This is a genomic window from Exiguobacterium sp. s26 (genome assembly GCF_018618235.1).
Taxonomy (GTDB): domain Bacteria; phylum Bacillota; class Bacilli; order Exiguobacteriales; family Exiguobacteriaceae; genus Exiguobacterium; species Exiguobacterium chiriqhucha.
The window spans coordinates 1-2474 of record NZ_JACSLS010000024.1 but is presented as its reverse complement, the minus strand read 5'-3'; the positions used below and the strand labels follow the sequence as shown (position 1 = coordinate 2474).

The window sequence follows — 2474 nt, the reverse complement described above, 5'->3', positions numbered from 1 at the left end:
TGTGAACGCTAAAATAAAATTGACAGTTTTTGCTCGATACGATTTTACACTATTGCCGAAAAATCAGAACAGAACTCCGATAGAGTAGTTGAGGCTATTTTATCTGGAGGGAATGGATTTGGAGGAAAAGTTAGTGCTACACATCAAGATTCATCAAATGTATCAGCAAAACATGAAAGTGGCTCAAATCGCCACAGCACTGAAGGTATCGAGACCGACGGTATATAAGTACCTGAAGATGACATATGAAGATGCCCTACATGAATTTGACGAGAAAGCCTGCTCACGAAAGAAGAAGCTCGATGCCTACCGAGACTGGATCATTGCATGGTTGGAGGAGTATCCGCATTTGAGCAGCGCACAAGTACATGACTGGTTACTTGAAAGATATCCCGGCCTGTCGGTCGGATCGAGCACGGTCAGGACATACGTGAAGGAAATCCGAGAAATCTATCAGATTGAAAAGAAAAGGATTGTCCGCCATTACGAGGCTATCCCAGAACAACCAATGGGCAAGCAAATACAGGTAGACTGGGGTGAGACCAGACAACGGACTAAAGATGGAAAAATGATAAAGCTTTATTTCATTGCGTTCGTACTTGCGCACTCTCGGATGAAGTATGTCGAATGGAGAGAACGACCGTTCACCACCAAGGACACTATTCACTGCCACGAAAATGCATTCCAATTCTATGGTGGGCGTCCTTCTGAAATCGTCTATGACCAGGATCACCTCATCGCAATCAACGAGAACGCAGGTGACGTCCTATTGACCAATGAGTTTCAAGCCTACGTGAACGAACGAAAGTTTAGAATCCACTTATGTCGTCGGGCTGACCCGGAGTCAAAGGGTATGATCGAGAACGTCGTGAAGTACATCAAACGGAACTTCGCGGACAGCCGAGTGTACCGGCATATCGAGGATTGGAACGACCGTTCCATGAGATGGTTGGAGAGGACAGGAAATCATAACGTCCATCAGACAACGAAAAAAAGACCAGCTGAAGTGTTCTCCGTCGAAAAACAACACTTACAACCGGTCTTATCGCTACTCTCTTTCGAAAGTATCCGTACCGAAAGTATAGCAAGGAACGTCAGCAAGGACAACACAATCCGTTATCGCTCAAACCGTTACACCGTCCCAATCGGGACCTACTCATCGGTCAAGAAGAAAGTGGTGTTCCTCGAAGTGACCGAACAGGAACGGTTATTGATTCGCGAATCTCCCGAGGGAGAAGTGATTGCAGACCACCGGGTCAGCAAAGAGAGCGGAAAACTGATTCAAAGCCGTGACCACCTTCGGGATCGTTCCAAAGGAATCGAAGAACTGAAGCAACAGGTCCTCACCTATTTCGAGGACAGAGAGGCGGCGTCCGATTATCTGGGTGAGCTCTCAAAGCGTTACCCGAGATACCGACGTGACCAGTTCAACATCATCAGGGACGTCGCGATCATGTATCCCAATCACTTAACGAACGCACTGGAAAAGTGTTCGCAAGAGAGTCTGTTCAGCGCCAACGATTTCCGAGACGTGGTCCACTATCTTGCGATCCTCGCGGACGATGGGTGTGATCCAAAACCCGATACCGAACGTCCGAAGAAATCCGGGATACAGGTCGCAACGAGGTCACTCCAAGCCTACACCGACATCCTGAAAGGGGTGGCGACAAAATGAGTCAAAGCGTTTCCGAGTTACAACAGGACTTTCGGCAGCTTCGTCTCGCCGAGACGGCTGACGCCCTCCCACAGATTTTGAGAGAGGCCGAAATGGCCTCCTGGACGTATATCGAATTTCTAAGTGCCATCACGAACCATGAACGCGCCAAACGAGACGCTAAAAGTTTGGAGAGACGAATGAAGTGGGCCCGATTCCCGTTCATCAAATCCCTCTCGGAGTTCAATTTGGAGGAACAGACCGCACTAACCGCCCGACAGCTGAAGCAGTTGAAACAGCTCAACTGGCTCGAACAACAGTACAACCTGATCCTCTTGGGCCCTCCGGGCGTCGGAAAGACGTTTTTGGCCGTGGGACTCGGAATCGAGGCGGTCAACCACGGGTTCAAGGTATACTTCGTCACGATGGGCGAACTCGTCCAACTATTAAAAAGTGAAGAGTTCTCAAGCAAGTCGAAGATCCAGTTAAAAAGGTTGCGAGATTCGGACCTGGTCATCATCGATGACCTGATGTATATGGCCATGGACCAACGAGAAGCCAATCTCTTCTTCCATCTCGTCAACCACCTTTATGAGCGCAGCTCGATCATCCTGACCTCGAACAAAAGCCCCGAACAATGGGGCGAATTGATCGGGGACCAGGGCATCACGACTGCGATACTGGACCGCTTACTCCATCGCGTCGAAATCATACATAGTGATGACGACAGTCATCGGATGAGAAACCGGAAATCATTGTTTTCGGCAGAAGTGTAAAAGGCAAACGAGCAAAAAGTGTCAAAATCAACTTGACGTCTACA

Annotated in this window: 2 protein-coding genes; both read left to right on the top strand. The window is 48.6% G+C overall.

Translation table 11 applies throughout. The features are described from left to right. The first annotated feature begins 133 nt into the window (after window positions 1-133). Window positions 134-1675: an IS21 family transposase gene (gene istA, locus KNP82_RS15355; protein WP_131473021.1), complete on the top strand. Its 1542-nt coding sequence runs from the start codon at window positions 134-136 to the stop codon at window positions 1673-1675. Beyond that, the gene (gene istB / locus KNP82_RS15350; protein WP_214756978.1) at window positions 1672-2430 is read left to right on the top strand and encodes an IS21-like element helper ATPase IstB; all 759 of its coding nucleotides are present in this window, start codon (window positions 1672-1674) and stop codon (window positions 2428-2430) included. Before istA ends, istB begins: the two co-directional genes overlap by 4 nt. The last annotated feature ends 44 nt before the right edge of the window (window positions 2431-2474 follow it).